Consider the following 21,415-nt stretch of genomic DNA (forward strand, 5'->3'; position numbering starts at 1 on the left):
GGCTCACTCCTCACGGGCGAACGCGGTGTAGAGCGCGATGAGCGCCCGCTCGGCTGCGCGCAGCGCGGTCAGGATCTGCTGGTCGGACGCGGGTACGCGGTCCGCGGGGTGAAGGCGCGCCGCCTCCCCCCGAAACTCCCCTACGGCAGCGGACACGCCGCTCGATCCGCGGTACGGGCCGACCGCGAGCGCCTCCATGCCCGACGCCGCGTCGCGGAGCGCGTGCTCCGTCGCCGCGCGGAAGCTCGCGTACCGGGCGGCGACATCGAACCAGACCGCATCGTTCTGGAGTCTGCCGGCGATCTGGGAGACGCCGGCCGTCGTGTGCGCGAAAGGTGCCTTGTCGAGCGCCTTGCCCAGCCGCACGATCGCGAGCCGCACGAGGCTCTCCAGCCGCGGCCGCTGCGCCGCCTCCGCCCACCGAACGGCCTCCGAGTACGCGGCGATCGCGTCGCGGAACGGGCGGAGCGCCTCGTCGGCCTCGTCGGCCTCGTCATCCGGCGAGTCCGGATCGAGCTGGGCCGCGGGGGGCGGCCGGATGTCCGCGGGCGGAGCGAGCACCGGCGAGGTGTACGAGCAGGCGCCGAGGCTCAGGCTTGCGCAGAGCGTCGCGGCGAGACGTCGAGATCCCACGTGAACGCGCCCTGCATGCGCTGCACCAGCGGCCCCGGCGTGCGCAGCGGGGGCGCGATCGCGCCGAGCGCCGAGAGCGCCCCGGGGCGCGCCTCCTTGCGCAGGATGCTCACATCGACCTCGACACCCGCCATGAGCAGCAGGACGAGCGCGCCTATCCAGGAGATGCCGGAGAGCACGACCCCGACCGCCGGATCCTGGAAGAGGACTCGATGGAACCCAGGAGCGAGCGCGCCGACGACGGACGGGCCCAGCACCACGCCGCCGAAGAGCTCGCCGAGCACCTCGGGCTGGCGCAGCCGCCGCGCGAGCTCGCCGAAGGCGCGCGCGGTCAGGAGGACGAGCGCGAGGGCGACGAGCGAGAGCAGAACCTGCCGCTCGGTGACGCCGTGCATCAGGGCGGGTGGCTCCTCGGTGCGGGTGCAGGGCCGGACATGGCAAGCGGCGCGCTGAGCGCGAGCGAGCGAGCTTTGCGCTCCCAGGGCGGCGCCCGGCACTTCTTCCGACGTTACCCGGACGGGCTCGCCATCGGGCTCTTCTCCGGGCCGTGGATTCGATCTTCGCGCGCTGACAATGGGCTCGTCCGCTGGATCGAATCGCACCCGCGGCAGACAGCACCCGCGCGCGAGTTGTATCGTGAAGGAATGAGGTTCGGGAAGCGATACCCCCGCGAGTTATCCAGCTTTGGAGGGCTTCAAGATGACGTTGAGTGATTCGATGTTCCGGAACGCGGGGTGGTATCCAAACACGGGAGTTTCTTTCAGCTTCATCTCGGGGAACCTACGGAAGATGGTGCCCACGGCGATCTCCGCCTCGAGGCGAGCAAGGGACACCCCGGGGCAGACATGGGGGCCTCTACCGTACGCGAGGCTCGCGCTCGTGTCCCGTCGCACATCAAACACGTCTGGCCTGGAGAATACAGTCCCATCTCTCAGGGCGCTCGGGATCAGGAGAAAGACCATCTCCCCTTTCTTGATCGATGCCCCGCAGTACTCCAGGTCCTGCCTGGCGAAACGCACAGTTCCTATTCTGAGGATATTGTCGAAGCGGAGCACCTCATCGAGCGCGTTCCTCATGAGCCCGGGCTCGGCCTTCACCAGCTCGAGCGCCTCGGGCGACCGCAGCAGGTTGAGCACAGCGAACGCGATAAGGTAGATCGTGGTATCGGTGCCAGCAGCGATAATCGCACCCACGAGCGCGACCAGCTCCTTCGTGCTCAGCCTGCTGCCGTCGGCCTCGGCCTGAAGCAGCATCGTCAAGACGTCATTTTCGAGCGGGTTCCTGCGCCGCTCATCGAGGACGCCATGGAGCAGCGCGAGCCCCTCGGTGACGGACGCGACCAGGGTCTTGGTCTCCTCATCGACCTGGGGCACCAAACCCACGCCGAGCGCGCGCGCAGTCGCCGAGCCGAAGCGACGGAACTTCTCGTCACACTCGGCCGGAACCTTCAACAGAGCGCTGATCGCACGCATCGGGATTCCCTCCGCGTAATCCCGCACAACGTCGAACTCCTCTTGTCCGGAGCGAGCATCGAGCAGCTGGTCGACGGTGCGCTGTATTTCGGCGCGCAGCAGGTCGATCGCGCGTGACGTAAACGATGGGTTGACGAGCTTGCGGACCCGAGCGTGATCCTCCGGCGGCAGCCCGAACAATCCGTACTTCTTCATATCGCTGAGCTCGGGGATGGCCGACGAGTACTCCGCGCTCGATTCCCATTCTTCTCGACTGACCGCGAAGCGTTCGTCGCGGAACACCGCCGACACGTCGTGGTATCGGGTGATGACCCAGGAGCGGCCTTCATCCCAGTAGAAGATGGGGGTTGCCTCTCTCAGGCGCTCGATCGCGGGAAACGGGTCCTCCGCGTACCCAGGCGCGAACGGCTTGAAGTCGAAAGCAGGCTTCGTCTCACTCTGATTCGATTGCTCCTGTGTCATAAAATCTCCTATGCTGCAAACTTCCAGGAAGGCTCATGAGCCTCCGCTGCCTGCCGCCGGCCGCCAGCACCCACGCTGCTCCCAACCATCTCGCGCGCCCAAGGGAGGCTGCCATCATTTTGCCTCGAACGCGGGGCCTGACGACGTCGTCCTCGCGGCGAGCAGCGGATTGAGATGCGAGTCGACGATGTGCATGATCTCGCGCCCTCGATCGACGAGAAACTCGTGATCTCCTGGAAGGAGATGCATATAGAAGCGCTCCGTGGTGCGAGATTGTAGATCCTGAACGTCGCTTGGAGGCACGATCACATCGTCCGAGCCGGCGATGGCGACGATAGGGACCGCGATCTTCGAGGGCGGCTCCTTCGAGTCCCCGGGGGCCGGAGCCACCATGGTGTCTGTGATGACCTTGTCTGCGCGAGCATCGGCCTGAACTTGTTGGGTGGATCGCACGAAACCCGCGGCATTTCGGAAGAAGAGCTTGGCTATTATATCGGTCTCCATCTCCGGGGTGATCTCTGAAGAAGAGATCAAGCTGCCGCCCAACGTGAAAACGGCCAGCGGAGCCGGTGCGCCGGAACGACTAGCGAGCTCCACGGCTGTCCCCATGACGAACCGGACACCCAGGCTGAACCCTACTAACGCAAACGGTGCGTCTGCATAGTGCTGAATCAGCGAGGCCGCCTCTTGGACGTACTTCTTACCAGGCGTGTCCTCGGAGGCGAGGCTGCGATCGTGCCACATGGCCACGATTTCCAGATCGCTCCACTCAGGCTTCTCCGACCAGGAACGGAAGCCCTCGGGCGAGCCGCCAGAACCGTGAAAACAGAAGAGACGAGCCCGCGGCTTGACGACAGGACGAAAGCGGAGGACGTGGACGAACGATCCGGCGCTTGCCGTCGATTCGTCCGTGTCCGACCCGCCGCCAAGCCGGACGGCGAGGGCGTCGTCGAGCAGCCAGCGCGTTATCGCTGCTACCGTTGGGTACGTCCACCCCAAGGCTGCAGGCGCGGCGACGCCCAGCGCAGCCTCGATGCGGTTGCGCAGCTCCAGGCTCATCAGCGAGTCCATGCCCATGCTCGAGAGCGGGGCATCCACCTCGATCTTGTGTTCAGGGAGACGCAGCACATGCGAGACCTGCACGCGCACGACGTCCTGCAGCAGCCCCGCCCGCGCGCTCGGCTCAGCCGAGGCAAGCTGTTCGAGCAGATCCCGATCCCCGGCGGTCCGATCAGCGACCGCGCGCTGCGTGGTCACCAGCCGCGACAACCTCCGTGAGGCCGCTGTTGCCGGGTAGAACTCCACCCACTGCCGCGGAGTGATCGGTATCACCCCCGTCTGCACGCGATCCCCCTCGAGCAAGCGCGCCAGAGCTGACAGACCCTCATCGGGGGTGATGCCCCGCATCCCGCGAGAGATCAGCCGCGCGCCACGGTTTTCTTGCGCAACGGCCATCCCCACCTCCGTGAACATGCCCCAGTCGATGCTCAGCGCCGGCAGGCCCTGCGCCCTTCGGTGATGCGAAAGGGCGTCGAGGAACGCGTTGGCTGCGGCATAGTTGCCCTGGCCTGGCGAGCCGAACAGCCCAGCTGCAGAAGCGTACAGCACGAAGAAGGAAAGAGGCGCTTCGCGTGTCAGCGTGTGCAAGTGCAAGGCTCCCTGGACCTTAGGTCCCATCACCGTGCGGAGCCGCGCCGGAGTCTGCTGCATCAGCAGCCCGTCATCCACAAGACCTGCCGCATGCACGACACCCCGCAGCGGCATCCCCGACGCGGTAACCTCGCGGAGGACCCGCTCGATCTGTGACCGATCGGCGACATCCGCTTTCGCCACCGTGACGCGCGCGCCTTGGGCCTCCAGCGCCGCCACGGCGGCTCGCTGCTCTGCGCTCGCCGCACCGGAGCGGCCCACCAGCACCAGTTGCCCCGCGCCCCGCTCGGCCAGCCATCCGGCCACGCGCAGACCGAGCCCACCCAGACCGCCGGTCACAAGGTAGGTGCCGTCCGCGCGGACGGCGACGCTGGATTCGGCCGGAGCGCGGATCCGCACCTCCGGGTCGTCCAGCGTGAGCACGAGCTTCCCGAGATGCTGTCCTTGCGCCATCCTCCGGAATGCCTCGGCTGCGCGAGAGATCGGGAAGGTCTCGACCGGCGGTGGCGTGAGGGATCCGCCGACGCGCAACCCCGACCCCAGTGGGCTGATGGCACCGGCTGCGACCAACCCGAACAGCTCGTCGAGGAGCGCACGGATCCTCGCCGGTTGATCGAGCATCATTCCCCGCAAGTCCACCTGCGAGAAGGAAAAATTCCGTAGGAGCGGCGGCAGACCAGGCTGCGTGTCGGCGCAGTCGTCGCGCCTGCCCAGCTTCACAAGGCGACCACAGGCGCGCAGGAGCATGAGGCTCTTGTCGATGTGCTCTCCCGAAAGCGAGTCGAGCACGACGTCCACACCCTCGCCGTCCGTCCATGCATGCACGTCTGCGGCGAACCGGCCCGAGCGGGAATCGCTCACGTACCGCACGCCCAGCGACGCCAGGTAGGCACGTTTCTCGGGCGTGTCGGCGGTCGCATACACCTCGGCGCCCACGCGCTGCGCCCATCGCACCGCGCAAAGACCGACACCACCGGCCTCCGCATGGATCAGCACCCGCTCCCCCGCCTGCAGGTGGGCGACCTTGTCGAGGGCGTACCAGGCCGTCAAATGCGCGAGGGGCATCGCGGCCGCCTCGGTCGCCGAGAGCCCCGGAGGCCGAGGCAACACCAGCGTGGCCGACGTGGTGACATGGGTAGCAAATACTCCCGCCGCGAGGGCGATCACCGGCTGGCCCACCACAAGGCCGTTCACGCCCTCGCCCACAGCGACGATGCGCCCGGCGCACTCGCTTCCGAGCACCGACGGCTCGATTTCTTCTCCAGGCAGGTCATTGGGAGCAACGCCCAACGCCAGCTGGATGTCGACGGAGTCGAGCCCCGCCGCTTCGACGGCGATCTCGACCTCGCCCGGACCAGGAGCGCGCCGCCCCGTGGCTCGAAGCACCAGTTGGTCCAGCGCGCCGGGTTCATCGATCTCTAGCCGGAACGGCCTGTCACCGGCGGGCTCGACCTTCTCCCGGCGCTGAGCGTCGGGCAGCCGGTGGACGAGCCGCGCAACGAGCCGGTCGCCACCGCGCAGCGCGACCTCCTCCTCGGCATCATCTGCAAGTAGCTCGGCCAGCAAAGCATCGGCTTCCCCTTCAGGCTGGGCTGGATCGAGGTCGACGCTGATACAGCGCAGCTCGGCGTGCTCCAAGGCGACGGTGCGACCCAGCCCCAACAGCGGCGCTTGCACCACGGAGACATCGCCGGCGGCGGCCGCCTGAGCCCCGCGGGTCAAGAGCCACAGCCGCGGCGCATTTCGGAGGTCCATGCCGACCAGCGCTTGCACCAGGGAGAGCACGCTGTCGCAACCACGCATCAGCGCCGACTCGAGGGCATCGGCATCGACATCTGGGCTCCGGGGCGCGTCGAGCGCGCCCTGCGCCCCGAGCCCCGGGTCGAGCTGGCCGCCCCCGTCGAGGCTGCTGAGGTGCACCACCGCCGTCGGGGCCTGGCCGTCGAACGCGTTGGCCAGGAGCGCGCGCATTCCTGCAGCGCTCGTGTCGTCCCCCGTGGCGTGGACGACGACATGGCCGGCGGCCTTCAGCGCTGAGCACAACGAGCGCCCGAGCCCACCACCCTCGCCGAGCAGCAGCCACCGGCCGGCTGTGATCTTGGGCCCACCGAGCGCCGCGGGCTCCCAATCCAGCTCCAGGAACCAGTCGTCTGCGTCGCGCCGGTGTACACCGCTCGCAAGCCGCTCCACCACCAGCCGGGAGATCTCGGCGACCACCGCGCCCGTACCGTCCATCAACTCAAAGTCGGCGCTCCACCGGCTGGGGGCCTGTTGACCATCGCTCACGACGCGCGCATGGCACCATAGCTCCCCAGGAGACCGCTGGAACAGCCGCACCGACCCCACCTCCACCGGCGCCCACCGCGTCGCCTCATCGCGATCGGCGAACGCGCCAACAATCATTTGGACGCACGCGTCCAGCAGCACCGGATGCAGCTGGTAGGCTGTCGCGTAGCCGGCGGCCTCAGGCAGTCTCACCCTGCCCAGCGCCTCGCCCTCACCCCGCCACAGCTCGGCGAGCCCCCGCAACGCCGGGCCGTATTGAAGCCCCATCTCGGCGAGCGCCCCATAGATGGCCGCAGCGGGCACGGCGGCATGAAGCCGGGCGCGCAGGGCGGCGAGGTTCAACCTCGCCGGGGTCTCGGCGCGCCCGACCCGGCGCAGCACGCCGCGGGCGTGGATCCGGAAGGGCGCGCGACGTTCCCCCGGCTCCCGACTCGCTACCTGGAACCGCAGCCGTCCCGGTCGCTCCTCGGTCGTCACCACCTGGACCGGTACCGCCGTATCGCCCGCGAAGGTCAGCGTCTCGATGAGCACCACATCCGTGACCTGGATCGGTCCATCGCCCAAGATCTCGGCCCCCGACGACAGCGCCATCTCCAGGTACCCGGCGCCAGGAAACACGACCTCCCCCTGCGCCCGATGCTCGCCGAGCCACGGCAGCCGCTTTCGGTCCAGCGTCGTCTCCCACAGGCGCAGACCGGCATGGGTCGACACGGAAAAGGCTTCACCCAGAAGGGGGTGGTCCCCCGCCTGAGCACGGCCGATGCCGTCCGCCTCACCATCGACCGGCGCTTCGATCCAGTAACGCTCGCGCTGCCAGGGATAGGTTGGCAGCGGTACCCGCCGTCCGCCCGAAGGGAAGACACCCGACCAGGTGACCGATCCACCGACGACCCAGAACCCACCCAGCGCCTCCAGCGCGCTCGCAGCCTCGTCACGCCCGGCGCGCGACGCTGGGAGCAGCACCGGCCTGGCATCCGGCAGGCAGGCCGGCAAAAGGCCGAGCAGCGCCGGCTTCGGGCCCACCTCGACGAAGATGCCCGCACCGGCCGCGTGCAGCGCCTTCACGCCGTCCGCGAAGCGCACCGCCTCTCGCGCGTGACGCACCCAGTAACCCGGCGCGCACACCTCATCCGTGCAGGGCTTCCCGCTCAGGTTGCTCACCAGCGCCATCGAAGGCCGCCGATACGTCACCGACTCGGTCACCCGCCGGAACGCCTCCAGCATCGGATCCATGAGCGGCGAGTGGAACGCGTGCGAGACATGCAGCGGTTTGGTTCGCGCCCCCTGCGCCGCGAACGCCGCCGCGATCTGCTGCACGAATTTCTCGGCGCCCGCGATCACCACCTGCTCCGGCCCATTGACTGCCGCGATCGACACCGACGCTGCGTGCGGCGCCACCGCGGCAGCCACGTCGGCCTCCGGCGCGGCGATCGATACCATCGCACCGCCGGCCGGCAGCGCCTGCATCAACCGGCCGCGCGCGACCACCAAGCGCACGGCGTCCTCGAGGGAGAACACACCCGCCACGCAGGCGGCCACCAGCTCGCCGAGGCTATGGCCAGCGACGAGCTCCGGCTCCACGCCCCACGACCGGAAGAGCGCGGCCAGCGCGTACTCCAGCGCAAAGAGCGCCGGCTGGGTGAATGCCGTCTGGTCCAGCAACGACGACCTGCTGCTGCCCGGCTCGGCCCACATCACCTCGCAGAGCGGCTGATGGAGCTCCCGGTCGAAGAGCGTGACGCACCGGTCGAAGGTCTCGCGGAACGCCGGCCACGCCTCCCACAACCCACGGCCCATGCCCGGCACCTGCGCGCCCTGCCCGGCGAACAGGAAGGCGAGCTTGCCGGGCGAGGAAGCGGCCCTGCCGCGCGCCGCGCCTGCCGGGGTCTGCCCCTGCGCCGCAACCTCCAGCGCGCTTCGCAGCGCCTCGCGCGAGGTCGCCGCCACCGCGAGCCGGTGCTCCATCGGGCTACGCGTCGCTACCAGGCTGAACGCGACGTCTCCGAGGCCCTGCTCCGGGTACGCGGCGATGTGCGCTGAGAGCCGCGCCGCCTGTGCGTCCAGCGCGGCGGTGCTCTTCGCCGACAGCACCAAAAGCTCTGCTGAGCGCCCCGGCGTCGCCGGTGCGAGCGCCGTGGCCGGCGCCTCCTCCAGCACGACATGGACGTTGGTGCCGCTGAGGCCGAACGCGCTCACCCCCGCGAAGCGCGGTCGGCCCGCCCGCGGCCACGGCACCGGCTCCGTCGCCAGCGCGAGCGCGGTCCCCTCGATCCGGATCCGCGGATTGAGCGTGTGGAAATGGAGGTTTTGCGGGATCGATTCGTGGTGCAGAGCCAGCGCCGCCTTGATCAAACCCGCCACGCCTGCAGCGCCCTCCAGGTGGCCGAGGTTTGTCTTCACTGCGCCCAGCACGCAGCGGCTCCCATCGGCCCGCGCCGGCCCCAACACGGCACGCAGCGCATCGACCTCGATCGGGTCGCCGAGCGAGGTCCCCGTTCCGTGGGTCTCGACATAACCGATGGCCCCGGCGTCGACGCGAGCGCTCTGCAGCGCCTGGCGCAAGAGCGCCTCCTGAGCGAGCACATTGGGTGCCATCAACCCTGTCGACCGGCCATCCTGATTCATGGCCGAACCCCGGATCAGAGCCCAGATCCGATCGCCGTGTCGCTGGGCGTCGGAGAGCCGTTTGAGCACGACCATACCGCAGCCCTCCCCACGGACGAACCCGTTGGCCGAGGCGTCGAATGTCCGGCAGTGGCCATCGGGCGACAGCGCCTGGATGCGCCCCAGCATTATCATCGTCTTGGACGAAAGGAGCATGTTGACGCCCCCCGCCAGCGCGAGATCGCTCTCGCGAGCGCGCAGGCTGCGGCAGGCAAGGTGGATGGCCACGAGCGACGACGAGCAGGCCGTGTCGACGGTCAGGCAGGGTCCCTGCAGCCCTAGCGTATAAGACAACCGTCCGGCGGCGACGCTGAGCGTATTGCCGGTGATGTCGTACGCGTCCTGCTCCTCGCGCCGCTGTTGCGCAACGGTATGCGAGTAGTCGCTGCTGCATGCGCCCAGGAATACCCCGGTGCGGCTGCCGTCGAGGGACTGGGGTGCGATGCCGGCGTCCTCGAGCCCTTCCCAGGTGACCTCCAGCAGCAGACGTTGCTGAGGATCGAGCGACCGCGCCTCCCGAGGCGAGGTGCCAAAGAACGCGGCGTCGAAGCCGTCCACCGCCTCGGTGAGCAGTCCGGCCCAGCGCGGCACCTCCTCGCTGGGATGGACGCCGACCAGCGCCCAGCGCCGGTCGAGCGGCTGGACCGCGTCTCGGCCTGAGTCGAGCAGCTCCCAGAATGCCTCCGGAGTGTCCGCTCCGCCGGGGAAGCGGCAGCCAATGCCTATGATGGCGATCGGCTCGGTCCGCTCTTGCTCCAAAGACGCGTTCTTTTTCGCAAGCTTGTCCATGAGCAGAAGGGCATGCTCAAGCTTCCCGGCATTCGTGGTCGCCATACTCCCTCAGTCCCTTACTCACCAACGATCTGCGCGAGCTGCGCCAGCTTTTCGGCGAGCAACGCGTCCTTCTGCTCGTCCGTCATACCCCGCAGAGCCTCGAGATCTGCGGCATCGTTCTCGAAGCTCTTCTCCCGCTCGGTGGCCGGAGCGTGGGTCGCGCCGGCATTCGGAAACAAAATGTCTAGCAAGTTCCCGCTCAGAGCTGCTACGGTAGGGTAGGTCCATAGCAGGGTCGCCGGCACGGTGATGCCGAGCGCGGCCTCGATGCGGTTGCGGAGCTCCAGGCCTATCAGCGAGTCCATGCCGAGATTGCTGAACGGCACGTGCCGCTCGATCCTCGCCGGCGGAAGGCGCAGCCCCCGCCCCAACAGCTCGCTCAAGTGCTTCTCCAGAATCAACTGACGATCTTCGGGCCTGGCGCTCTGCAGCGCCTCGCGCAGGTTCGACGCGTTCGACGCGCCTCGGTCGGCGCGGTCACGCTCCTTCAGCAACTCCGCCCACAGCGCCAATCGGGCCGCATTTGGATAGAACTCCAACCACTGGCGCAGATTCAGCCGCATTACCCCTACCTGCGCCCTGGGTTGTGCGAGCAAGCGCCCGAGCGCCTCCGCTCCCTGCTCCAGCGTGAGACCTTCCATCCCCCGGTATTGGAGCCGTGCTCCGCCGTCGTTCGGGGTCGCCGGCGATGATGCTTCGGAGAGCAATCCCCAGTTGATGCTCATCGCTGTAAGGCCCAGCCTACACCGGTGATGCGCGATGGCGTCCAAGAAGGCGTCACCGGCGGCGCGGCTCCCCTGTCCGGGCAAGCCCAGAAGCGAGGTGCCCGAGGAGTACAGGACGAAAAAGTCCAGCGATCTATCCCTGGTCAGCGCGTGCAGGTTCCACGCTCCGAGCACCTTGGGATACATCCACTCCTTGAAGCGATGGGCATCCAGCTCCAGCATCGAGGAGTCGCCCTGGAAGGTCCCGTCCACGTACACGATCCCCCGAAGCGGCGGCATCGACGGTTCGATCTTCGAGAGGAGCCGAGCGACATCGTCGCGCCGAGCCACGTCGGCCTCCACGATCTGCACCTCCGCGCCAGCCTCGGCCATGGACCGGAGGGCATCCCGGGAGGCCTCGGAAGCGCCGCCGCGATCCACGAGCACCACATGGCGGGCCCCCTGCATCACCATCCATTGCGCAACCGAGAGCCCCACTCTCCCCATGCCATCGGTGATCACATAACTGCCGTCCGCCCGGATGCCGCAATCCGTAGCAGGCTTGCCGGAAAAGGAGCTCCGCACGAGGCGCGCCACGTAGCGGCCATCCGAGCGCAATGCGACCTGGTCCTCTCTGTCGCTCGCCCCGAGCTCCACCGCCAGTGCAGCTGCGTCCTCTGGAGACGGCGCCGGGTTCACGTCCACGAGCGTGCATCGCAGCTCTGGATGCTCGAGCGCGAGCGTCCGACCGAGGCCCCACACCGGCGCCTGCGCCACCGAGGCCGCTGCGTCCTCCGCGCCCACCGCATGCACGGCACGGGTCAAGAGCCAAAGTCGCGGCATGTTGCGCCACCTCCGGCGCACCAGCGCCTGCACCAGAGAAAGCGCGCTCAGGCTCCCCAGGAGTTGATCGGCCTGAAGCGACTCCGCTGTCGCCCTCTCCCCTGCTGCCGTCGCATCAAGGCTCCACATCTGCACTACCGCGCGACAAATCCGGTCCTCGCCGAATGCATCGCGGAGCAGGGTATGAAAGCCATCTGGCTGCGCCGGATCGACTTGATACAGCCCCGGCGCGAGGCAGGCGTATGCCGTACCCGCGATGACGCGCACGCACGCCTCGCCTCGCCCTTCCAGCAGCGATACGAGCGCAGCGCCTGTCCCGCCCTGGTCCATCAGCACGAGCCAAGCCCCCGCGGTGGAAGAAGACGCGGCTGCCGGAGCCTCTGGTATAGGGTCTTTGCGCTGCCATTCCAACGCGTACAACCACTCTTCCCGCGGGTCCCGCGGCGCGAAAGCAGAAGCCTCGAGCTGCGGCAGGCGGAGCCCCTGAACCTCTGCCACGACCTGCCCGGTGTCTTCGAACAGGAGCAGATCTCCAGCGAGCGCCTTCGTGAACGCGCCTCCACCGGTACGCAATCGACCGTGGACCCAAACCTGCCGGCCCGGCCGGCGGTGGAAGTACATTCTCTCCAACGCCATCCGATGGACGACGTCAGCGGAGCCATCGGCCCATTCCTGCCGTACTGCACGCGCGGCCGGCGATTCGGTCGCCGACTCACCGGAGCTGTCACAAGCGGCTCCTGCTATGCCCGGCGCGCGCGAGAGGATCACGTGCTGTCCGAGGATCCCCGCCGGAGATCCGTCGCCTGGCAGACTCACGGCGTCCGCAAAGCCTACCCGGCGCAGGACGTCACACCAGGTCCGAGCAGGCAGGAGCGGATGGTCGGTACGAAGATCATCTTCGTACTTCTGCCACCCCTCGATCAATCCCGTGGTGATATCGAACCAGATCGGATGCCCTGTGCCCTCGACCAGCACCAGAAGGCCTCCGGGCGCGAGCAACGACAGGAGACGCTTCGCCGTGGCTCTTATATCGCGGGTCGCATGGATGACGTTGGCCGCGACGATGACGTCGAACTTCTGATGTGCGTATCCCTGGCCAGCTGGCTCCTGGTCAATATCCAGGATGCCATACTTCAGGAATGGATGGTCTCGAAATCTCTGCTGCGCACGAGCAAGGAATAGAGGAGAAACATCGGTGAAATGGTACTCTGTCCGGTCAGGCAGCAACACCGGGAGGACGGCGGCGGTGGTCGCGCCCGTCCCTGCTCCGATCTCCAAGATGCTGAACGTTCCCGACGGTGCTACCACCCGCGCCGCCGACTCGACGATACCGCGCACGATGCCGTTCGAGTAACGGGCGATGGGCGAATCTTGATAGATTCGCTCCGCCATATCGAACGAGCCACCAGGGAAGAGGATCTCGAGCGCCAGCGTCTTACCGGTCAATACGTCCGCGAGCCGTTCCCCGGCAAACTTGCACCACTCAAGTAGGACTGGGAGGTCGGCGAACACCCTCCCGGCCTCCTCGAGCACCGCCGCCAAATCAGGCTCCGGCAGCGGCTGAGAGCTCACAAGATGCTCTCCGTCCCCTACAAGGACGCCGATCGCGACAAGGTGATCCATCCATCGCTTGATGACCTTCCTGTAGACAGCAGAGATTTGGAGCCTGACGAGCAACTCGTCTATCGTGTGACGCTCTCCAGCAGCGCAGAAGACGTTCCATGTGCGGAGGGTGCGGATGATGTACGCCTGCGCGAGGCGATCCATGACCTCCCACTTCGCGTGGAAGCTGCCGAGCACCAGGTCGACGGGCACGCTCGCGCTCTGGCGCCGTCCACCGTCCAGCGCGGCGTCCCACAGCCAGGTGTCACTCACCGCTTGATTCACCGGAGCCCTGGACCGCGGGAGATCCGGTTCGTGGAGATCCGTCAGCCGCCTCCGAATCTCGATGGATTCCGGCGTGGTGAGCAGCGCGGTCAGCACTTGAAAACATGCATCCAACAAGGCGGGATGAATCCGATAGGCGCCACTTGAGGATGCCATGTCTTCTGGCAAGCGTACCCGGCCGAGCACCTCCCCCGTGCCGAGCCACACCTGCTCCACACCCTGGAAGCAGGGACCATAGTCGAGGGCGTGCTCGTTGAGCAGCGGATAGAGCGCCTCCGACGACAGGACGCTCGGACATCGCTGCTGAATCTCCCACGGAGCTTCCTTCAACACTCCCACTGCTGAGCTCTGGTCGCTACACACGTGCCCCGTGGCGTGCCGCACCCAGCTCCTACCTGCCTCCTCACGACTCGATACCTGGAATGAGGCCCGACCGGAACCTTCTTCGCTGAGGGCCACTTGCACGATGCGTCCGCCTTCGGAAGGCACGGCGAGGGCTCGCTCGATCGCCAGCTGCTCCAGCACCAGCGTCGCCGTGCCATAGAGATCTACGCCGGCGGCGAGCGCCATCTCTACATACGCCGCGCTGGGCAACACGGCTTCGCCATGGACCCTATGTTCCGAAAGATAGGATAGCCTCTCGTCGCTCAGCGCTTGCTCCCACAAGTGAGCTCCGGGTCGCGCCGAGACGAGCAATGGAGCCCCGAGCAGCGGATGGTCCGTGGTGCCGTTGCGAAGCTGCCGAAGCCGCAGCGAGGGCTTCGACCCATGCACGCTGTCCTCGATCCAGTACCGCTCGTGCTGCCAGGGATAGGTCGGCAGCGGAACCCGCCTGCCGCCCGCAGGGAACAGCCGAGCCCAGCTCACCGGATAGCCGGACGCCCACAGCGTCCCCAGCGCCTCCAGCAGCGTCGCGCGCTCGTCCTGCCCTCGCCGCAGCGAGCCCACCGCAGCGCCCCCTTGCTCGACCGCCGTCTGGATCTCGTCCAGGGGCGGCACCAGGATCGGATGCGGGCTCATCTCGATGAACAGCGTGGGGCCACCTTCCAGCAGCGCTTGCGCCGCCGCAGCGAAGCGCACCGGCTGCCGAAGATTGTCCGCCCAGTAGCTCGCACCGAGCTCCGGACCCGCGATCACCCCGCCCGTCACCGTCGAGCGCATCGGCACCGCAGCCGCTCGCGGCCGGATCGCTCCCAGCGCCGCGACCAGCTCTTCGCGCAGCGGGTCGACCTGCGGGCTATGGCTGGCGACGTCCACCTTCACCTGCCGCCAGAACACCCCCTTGGCCGTCAGCGCCGCCAGCACCTCCGAGAGCGCCGCCGGCTCGCCGGCGAGCACGGTCGAGCGCGGGCTGTTGCTCACCGCCACGCTCAGCCGACCCTCATGGCCACGCAGCGCCGCCTCGGCCTCCTCCAGCGACAGCTCGACCAGCGCCATCTCGCCCTGACCGCTGATCCGCCGCAGCAGCCGGCTGCGCCGGCAGATGATCGCCACCGCATCCTCGAGCGACAGCGCGCCGGCCACGTGCGCCGCCGCAACCTCGCCCATGCTGTGGCCCACCACCGCTTCCGGCTCCACTCCCCACGACCGCCACAGCGCTGAAAGCGCTACTTCCATGGCGAAGAGCACCGGCTGAACCACGTCGATGCGCCCGAGCTGCGAGGCGGCCTCGTCGGCGGAGAGCTCCCCGAGCAGCGACCAGCCCGCTTCCGCCTCGATGGCCCGGTCGCAACCCTCCAGCGCCGCCCGGAAGACCGGCTCTTCGGCCATGAGCTTTCGGCCCATGCCCACCCACTGCGAGCCCTGACCGGGAAACACGAAGACCACCTTCGGCGCGCTGCCGCCCGAGGCCCGCCCACGCACGGCTCCCGGCGGCGTATGCCCCTGCGCTGCGGCCGAAAGCGCACTTCGCAGCGCCTCGCGCGAGCTCGCGGCCACCGCCAGCCGGTGCTCCATCGCGCTGCGCGTCGTCGCCAGGCTGAACGCCACGTCGCCGAGGCCAAGCTCGACATGCTTCCCCAGATGGTCCCGCAGCCGGGCTGCCTGCGCATCCAGCGCCGCCACGCTCTTCGCCGACAGGACGAACAGCTCCGCAGCGCGCTCGGGGGCCGCGGCCTCAGGCTCCACCGCCGGCGCCTCCTCCAACACCACATGCGCGTTGGTCCCGCTCAGGCCGAAAGCGCTCACGCCTGCACGACGCGGGCGCGCGCCGCGCGGCCAGGGGACCGCCGCGCGAACAACGGCCACTGGCAGCTCTGCCCACGGGATGTGCGGGTTGAGCTCGTCGAGCTCCGGTTGAGCCGGAATCTGCTCGTGCTCCAGCGCCAAGAGCACCTTGAGCACGCCGGCCAAGCCCGCCGCGGCCTCCAGGTGCCCGAGGTTGGCCTTGACAGCGCCCAGCCAGAGCGGCCGCTCCGCGGGGCGGCCCCGCCCATACACCGCGCCCAGCGCCTGCACCTCGATCGGGTCACCCAGCGCTGTCCCCGTCCCGTGGCACTCCACGAAATCGACCTCGGCCGGCGCCACGCCCGCTTGCGCCAGCGCCTGGCCTAGCAACGCCTGCTGGGCAGGACCGCTGGGCACCGTGAGCCCGCTGCTCGGGCCATCGTGGTTGATCGCCGTGCTCCTGACCACCGCCAGGATGCGGTCGCGGTCGCGCTGCGCGTCACGGAGCCGCTTGAGCACCACCACGGCGCAGCCCTCGGCCCGCGCAAAGCCGTCTGCAGCGGCCGAGAACGTCTTGCACCGCCCATCTGGCGAAAGCAAACGCATGCGCGATGCCGCGACGAATGACCGCGGCGACAAAAGCACGCTGGACCCGCCGGCCAGGGCCTGGTCGCACTCGCCCAATCGCAGGCTCTGGCAGGCGAGGTGCAACGCCACCAGCGACGACGAGCAGGCGGTGTCCACCGTCATCGTCGGGCCGTGCAGACCCAGGAAGAACGACAGCCGTCCAGCGGCGACGCTGAGCAGGTTGCCGGTGGTGCCGTACAGCAACGCCGCGTCGTCGTCGAGGCCCTGCACCCGCTCGGCGTGCTCGCTCCCGATCATGCCCACGAACACGCCCGTGGCGCTCTCGCGCAGCGCCATCGGGTCCTGGCCAGCGCGCTCGATCGCCTCCCAGCTCACCTCCAGCAACAGCCGCTGTTGCGGGTCCAGGCTCATCGCCTCACGAGGGGAGATGGAGAAGAACGCCGCATCCAAGCCGCGCACATCGCGGAGGAAGGCACCCTTGGCCACATAGGTCCGGCCCGGAACCTCCGGATCGGGGTCGTACCAGTCCGCCGCGCGCCACCGGTCGGCTGGCACCTCGGTGCTGACCACCATGCCCTCGGCCAGATGCCGCCAGTATGTCTCCAGGCCCTCATCCCCGCCCGGGAACCGGCAGGCGGCACCGACGATGGCGATGTCGTCATCCGCCGCCGCCACCGACCGGATGTGCCGGGTGTCGCTCCGGTCCTCCAGCTTCAGCACGTCGGTGAGGAGATGCGCCACCAGCCGCTCCACCGTCGGGTGGTCGAAGGCCAGAGTCGCCGACAGCCGTTCGCCCAGCTCGCGCTGAAGGCGGTTACGGATCTCCAGAGCCATCAGGGAGTCGAGCCCCTGCTCGGCGAAGCCTCGGCCGACGTCGAGCGCGCCCGGGTCGGAGAAGCCCAGCACCCGGGCGGCGATGCCGCGAACGAGCTCGTAGAGAGCTGAGCGGCTCTCCGCAACGGACAGGCCGCGCCAGATCCGGTTTGCCGTCGGCACCGGGGGAGACGCAGTGCGCTCGTCCTCCGCGACCAGAGCCGAAAGCAAGTTGCGCCGCCCTCGCGCGGCATAGACCGGCGCGAAGCGCGCCCAGTCCATCCGTGTGACCGAACGCTGGACAGCGCTGGTCTTCACCAGGCGCTCCAGCGCCGACAAGGCCGGCCCCGTGGACATGGGCAGGACCCCGATGTCGCTCAGACGTGCATGAGCCTTTGCATCAACCACGCCTCCCTCGGCCCATAAGCCCCAGGCGAGGCTCAACGCCGGCAACGAGTGCGCGCGGCGATGGTGCGCGAGCCCGTCGAGGAACGCATTGGCCGCGGCGTATGCGCCTTGGCCTTTGCCACCCCACACCGCCGCGCCCGACGAGAACAGCACGAACAGGTCGAGAGGCCGGTCGCGCAGCAGCCGGTGCAGCAGCCAGCTCCCGGCCACCTTGGGACGGAGCACCGACTCCAGCAGGGCCTCGTCCGTCTCCGCCAGGGGACGCACGGGGAAGACGCCGGCGGCGTGCACCACCCCGCGCAACGGGGGCTCGATGGCGGCCAGCAGCGCCGTCATGGGATCGGCCTCGGCGACATCCACCGCTGCCACGGTCACCCGCGCGCCCTGCGCTTCCAGCCCCTCGACCGCTGCGATGCGCGCGCGGGCCTCCGGCGGCTGCTCTCCGCCCGACGCCTGTCGCTCTGGCAGCCCGTGCCGGCTGGTGAGCACCAGATGTCGAGCTCCCCGCTCCACCAGCCACCGAGCCACGAGCAGACCAAGGCCACCCAGCCCGCCCGTCACCAGGTAGCTTCCCTCCGCGGACAGCGATATCGGTGCGACGTCGCCCTCCGGCGGGGCGGCTACAAGGCGTGCTGCGTGCCGGCGACCGCTGCGGAACGCCAGTTGATCCTCGGCGTCCGGCGAAAGCAGCTCGGCCACCAGGGGCTCGATCTCCGTCGGGCTCTTCTGAGGATCCAGGTCCACGAGGCCACCCCAGGCAGCGGGATGCTCCAGCGCCACGACGCGCGCGAGGCCCCACAACGCCGCTTGGCAAAGAGAGACCTCTGGCTCGCCGCCCACCGTGCATGCCCCGCGGGTCACCACCCAGAAGCGAGGAGGATGGGGCGCAGCGCTCAGGAATCGAACCAGCCCAAGGACGGGTGCGGCGGCACGGCGGGTAGCCTCGCTGACTTCGTCGGCCGATGCCCCAGCATCGACGACGGCGTCGAGGCCCCACAGGTAGAGGACTCCCTGCCAGTCGTTTCGGCGACTGGCAGCTTCGGATACCTGCTCGGCGACGGTGGAGGCGTCAGCCGACGCATGAAGCACGGTGCAGGAAAGTCCGCGCGTCGACAGCGCTGCAGCGACCGCCTCGCCGACCCCACCCCTGTCGGCCAACAGCAGCCAGCTCCCATGAGCTGTCTCCGATTTCGGGGCGGCGCGGGGCACCTCGGGCCAGTCCGTCCGGTAGAACCAGTCCTTGGTGGGGTCGGCTGCGGCGAGGCGGCGGGCGTCAGGCTCGACCTCGATCCAGCACCGCTCGTGCTGCCAGGGATAGGTCGGCAGCGGAACCCGCCTGCCGCCCGCGGGGAACAGCCGAGCCCAGCTCACCGGATAGCCGGACGCCCACAGCGTCCCCAGCGCCTCCAGCAGCGTCGCGCGCTCGTCCTGCCCTCGCCGCAGCGAGCCCACCGCAGCGCCCCCTTGCTCGACCGCCGTCTGGATCTCGTCCAGGGGCGGCACCAGGATCGGATGCGGGCTCATCTCGATGAACAGCGTGGGGCCACCTTCCAGCAGCGCTTGCGCCGCCGCAGCGAAGCGCACCGGCTGCCGAAGATTGTCCGCCCAGTAGCTCGCACCGAGCTCCGGACCCGCGATCACCCCGCCCGTCACCGTCGAGCGCATCGGCACCGCAGCCGCTCGCGGCCGGATCGCTCCCAGCGCCGCGATCAGCTCTTCGCGCAGCGGGTCGACCTGCGGGCTATGGCTGGCGACGTCCACCTTCACCTGCCGCCAGAACACCCCCTTGGCCGTCAGCGCCGCCAGCACCTCCGAGAGCGCCGCCGGCTCGCCGGCGAGCACGGTCGAGCGCGGGCTGTTGCTCACCGCCACGCTCAGCCGACCCTCATGGCCACGCAGCGCCGCCTCGGCCTCCTCCAGCGACAGCTCGACCAGCGCCATCTCGCCCTGACCGCTGATCCGCCGCAGCAGCCGGCTGCGCCGGCAGATGATCGCCACCGCATCCTCGAGCGACAGCGCGCCGGCCACGTGCGCCGCCGCAACCTCGCCCATGCTGTGGCCCACCACCGCTTCCGGCTCCACTCCCCACGACCGCCACAGCGCTGAAAGCGCTACTTCCATGGCGAAGAGCACCGGCTGAACCACGTCGATGCGCCCGAGCTGCGAGGCGGCCTCGTCGGCGGAGAGCTCCCCGAGCAGCGACCAGCCCGCTTCCGCCTCGATGGCCCGGTCGCAACCCTCCAGCGCCGCCCGGAAGACCGGCTCTTCGGCCATGAGCTTTCGGCCCATGCCCACCCACTGCGAGCCCTGGCCGGGAAACACGAAGACCACCTTCGGCGCGCTGCCGCCCGAGGCCCGCCCACGCACGGCTCCCGGCGGCGTATGCCCCTGCGCTGCGGCCGAAAGCGCCCCTCGCAGCGCCTCGCGCGAGCTCGCGGCCACCGCCAACCGGTGCTCCATCGCGCTGCGCGTCGTCGCCAGGCTGAACGCCACATCGCCGAGGCCAAGCTCGACATGCTTCCCCAGGTGGTCCCGCAGCCGGGCTGCCTGCGCATCCAGCGCCGCCACGCTCTTCGCCGACAGGACGAACAGCTCCGCTGCGCGCTCGGGGGCCGCGGCCCCAGGCTCCACCGCCGGCGCCTCCTCCAACACCACATGCGCGTTGGTCCCGCTCATCCCGAACGAGCTCACTCCCGCGAAGCGCGTCCGGCCCGTCCGCGGCCAGGGCATCGGCTCGGTCGCCAACTCGAGCGCGGTCCCCTCGATCCGGATCCGCGGATTGAGCGTGCGAAAGTTGAGGTTCCTCGGGATGCGCTCGTGATGTAGCGAAAGCGTCGCCTTGATCAGGCCCGCCACGCCGGCAGCGCCCTCCAGGTGGCCGAGGTTGGTCTTCACCGCGCCCAGCACGCAGCGCGCTCCGTCGGCTCGCGCCGGCCCCACCACGGCGCGCAGCGCTTCGATCTCGATGGGGTCGCCCAGCGAGGTTGCCGCCCCGTGGGTCTCGATGTAACCGATGGCCTCGGCCTCGACGCCGGCGTTCCGCAGCGCCTCGCGCAAGAGCGCCCCCTGGGCGAGCACGTTTGGCGCCGTCAACCCCGTCGACCGGCCGTCCTGATTGATGGCCGATCCTCGGATCAGCGCCCAGATCCGGTCCCCATCCCGCCGCGCGTCGCTCAATCGCTTGAGCACGATCAGACCGCAGCCCTCCCCACGGACGAACCCGTTGGCCGACGCGTCGAAGGTCTGGCAACGGCCATTGGGCGACAGCGCCTGGGTGCGCGCCAGAGCTCGCATCGTGTCGGGGGAGAGAAGCATGTTGACCCCTCCCGCCAGCGCGAGATCGCTCTCTCGAGCGCGCAGGCTGCGGCAGGCGAGGTGAATGGCCACCAGCGATGACGAGCACGCCGTGTCGACGGTCAGGCAAGGTCCCTGCAGCCCCAGCGTGTACGATAGCCGTCCGGCGGCGATGCTGAGCATGTTGCCGGTGGTGCTGTACGCGTCCCGCTCTTCGCGCGGCTGGTGCGCGACGGCGGCGTGGAGATACTCCGTGGCGCAGACGCCGACGAACACGCCGGTGCGGCTCCCGACGAGGGACCTGGGCGGGATGCCGGCGTCTTCGAACCCCTCCCAGGCGACCTCCAGCAGCAAGCGATGCTGCGGGTCGAGCGACCGTGCCTCCCGGGGGGCGATACCGAAGAACGCGGCGTCGAAGCCGTCGATGGCTTCGGTGAGCAGCCCCGCCCAGCGCGGTACGTCGTCGCCTGGGTCGACACCTACGAGCGCCCAGCGCTCCTCGAGCGGCCGGATCGCGTCGCGCCCGTCGTCGAGCAGCTCCCAGAACGCCTCCGGAGTGCCCGCTCCGCCGGGGAAGCGGCAGCCGATCCCCACGATGGCGATCGGCTCGGTCTTCTCGAGCTCCAGGGTATCGCGCTCGTTCAGCGTCTTGCGAAGGGCCAGAGTAACCTCACGCAAGCGCTCCAGGAGCTGGCCTTCTCGGTCTGTCAC

At 69.1% G+C, this 21,415-nt stretch carries 5 protein-coding genes; all 5 read right to left on the reverse strand.

Annotated features, from left to right (window positions below):
- Positions 1 to 3 precede the first annotated feature (3 nt).
- Positions 4 to 633, reverse strand: a complete 630-nt coding sequence (locus tag NQZ70_RS25840) for a hypothetical protein (RefSeq protein WP_129576574.1) — start codon at positions 631 to 633, stop codon at positions 4 to 6.
- Complete coding sequence (locus tag NQZ70_RS25845; protein ID WP_129576575.1) at positions 591 to 1,028, reverse strand: cation:proton antiporter; 438 nt, start codon at positions 1,026 to 1,028, stop codon at positions 591 to 593. Before NQZ70_RS25845 ends, NQZ70_RS25840 begins: the two co-directional genes overlap by 43 nt.
- Before the next feature lie 279 nt (positions 1,029 to 1,307).
- A complete protein-coding gene (locus tag NQZ70_RS25850; RefSeq protein WP_129576576.1) occupies positions 1,308 to 2,567 on the reverse strand; it encodes a cytochrome P450 in 1,260 nt (419 codons plus the stop codon).
- Between the two features lie 114 nt (positions 2,568 to 2,681).
- Entirely contained in the window at positions 2,682 to 10,001 is a 7,320-nt protein-coding gene (locus tag NQZ70_RS25855; RefSeq protein ID WP_129576577.1) for a type I polyketide synthase, read from the reverse strand.
- A 14-nt stretch (positions 10,002 to 10,015) separates the two neighbouring features.
- On the reverse strand, positions 10,016 to 21,415 hold the full coding sequence (locus NQZ70_RS25860; protein ID WP_165374164.1) for a type I polyketide synthase: 11,400 nt from the start codon (positions 21,413 to 21,415) through the stop codon (positions 10,016 to 10,018).

Source organism: Sorangium sp. So ce836 (assembly GCF_028553905.1).
GTDB lineage: Bacteria > Myxococcota_A > Polyangia > Polyangiales > Polyangiaceae > Sorangium > Sorangium cellulosum_D.

Coding starts and splice junctions, on each gene's coding strand:
- NQZ70_RS25845 (WP_129576575.1), bottom strand. CDS start 1,028: ATGCACGGCGTCACCGAGCGGCAGGTTCTGCTCTCGCTCGTCGCCCTC.
- NQZ70_RS25850 (WP_129576576.1), bottom strand. CDS start 2,567: ATGACACAGGAGCAATCGAATCAGAGTGAGACGAAGCCTGCTTTCGAC.
- NQZ70_RS25855 (WP_129576577.1), bottom strand. CDS start 10,001: ATGGCGACCACGAATGCCGGGAAGCTTGAGCATGCCCTTCTGCTCATG.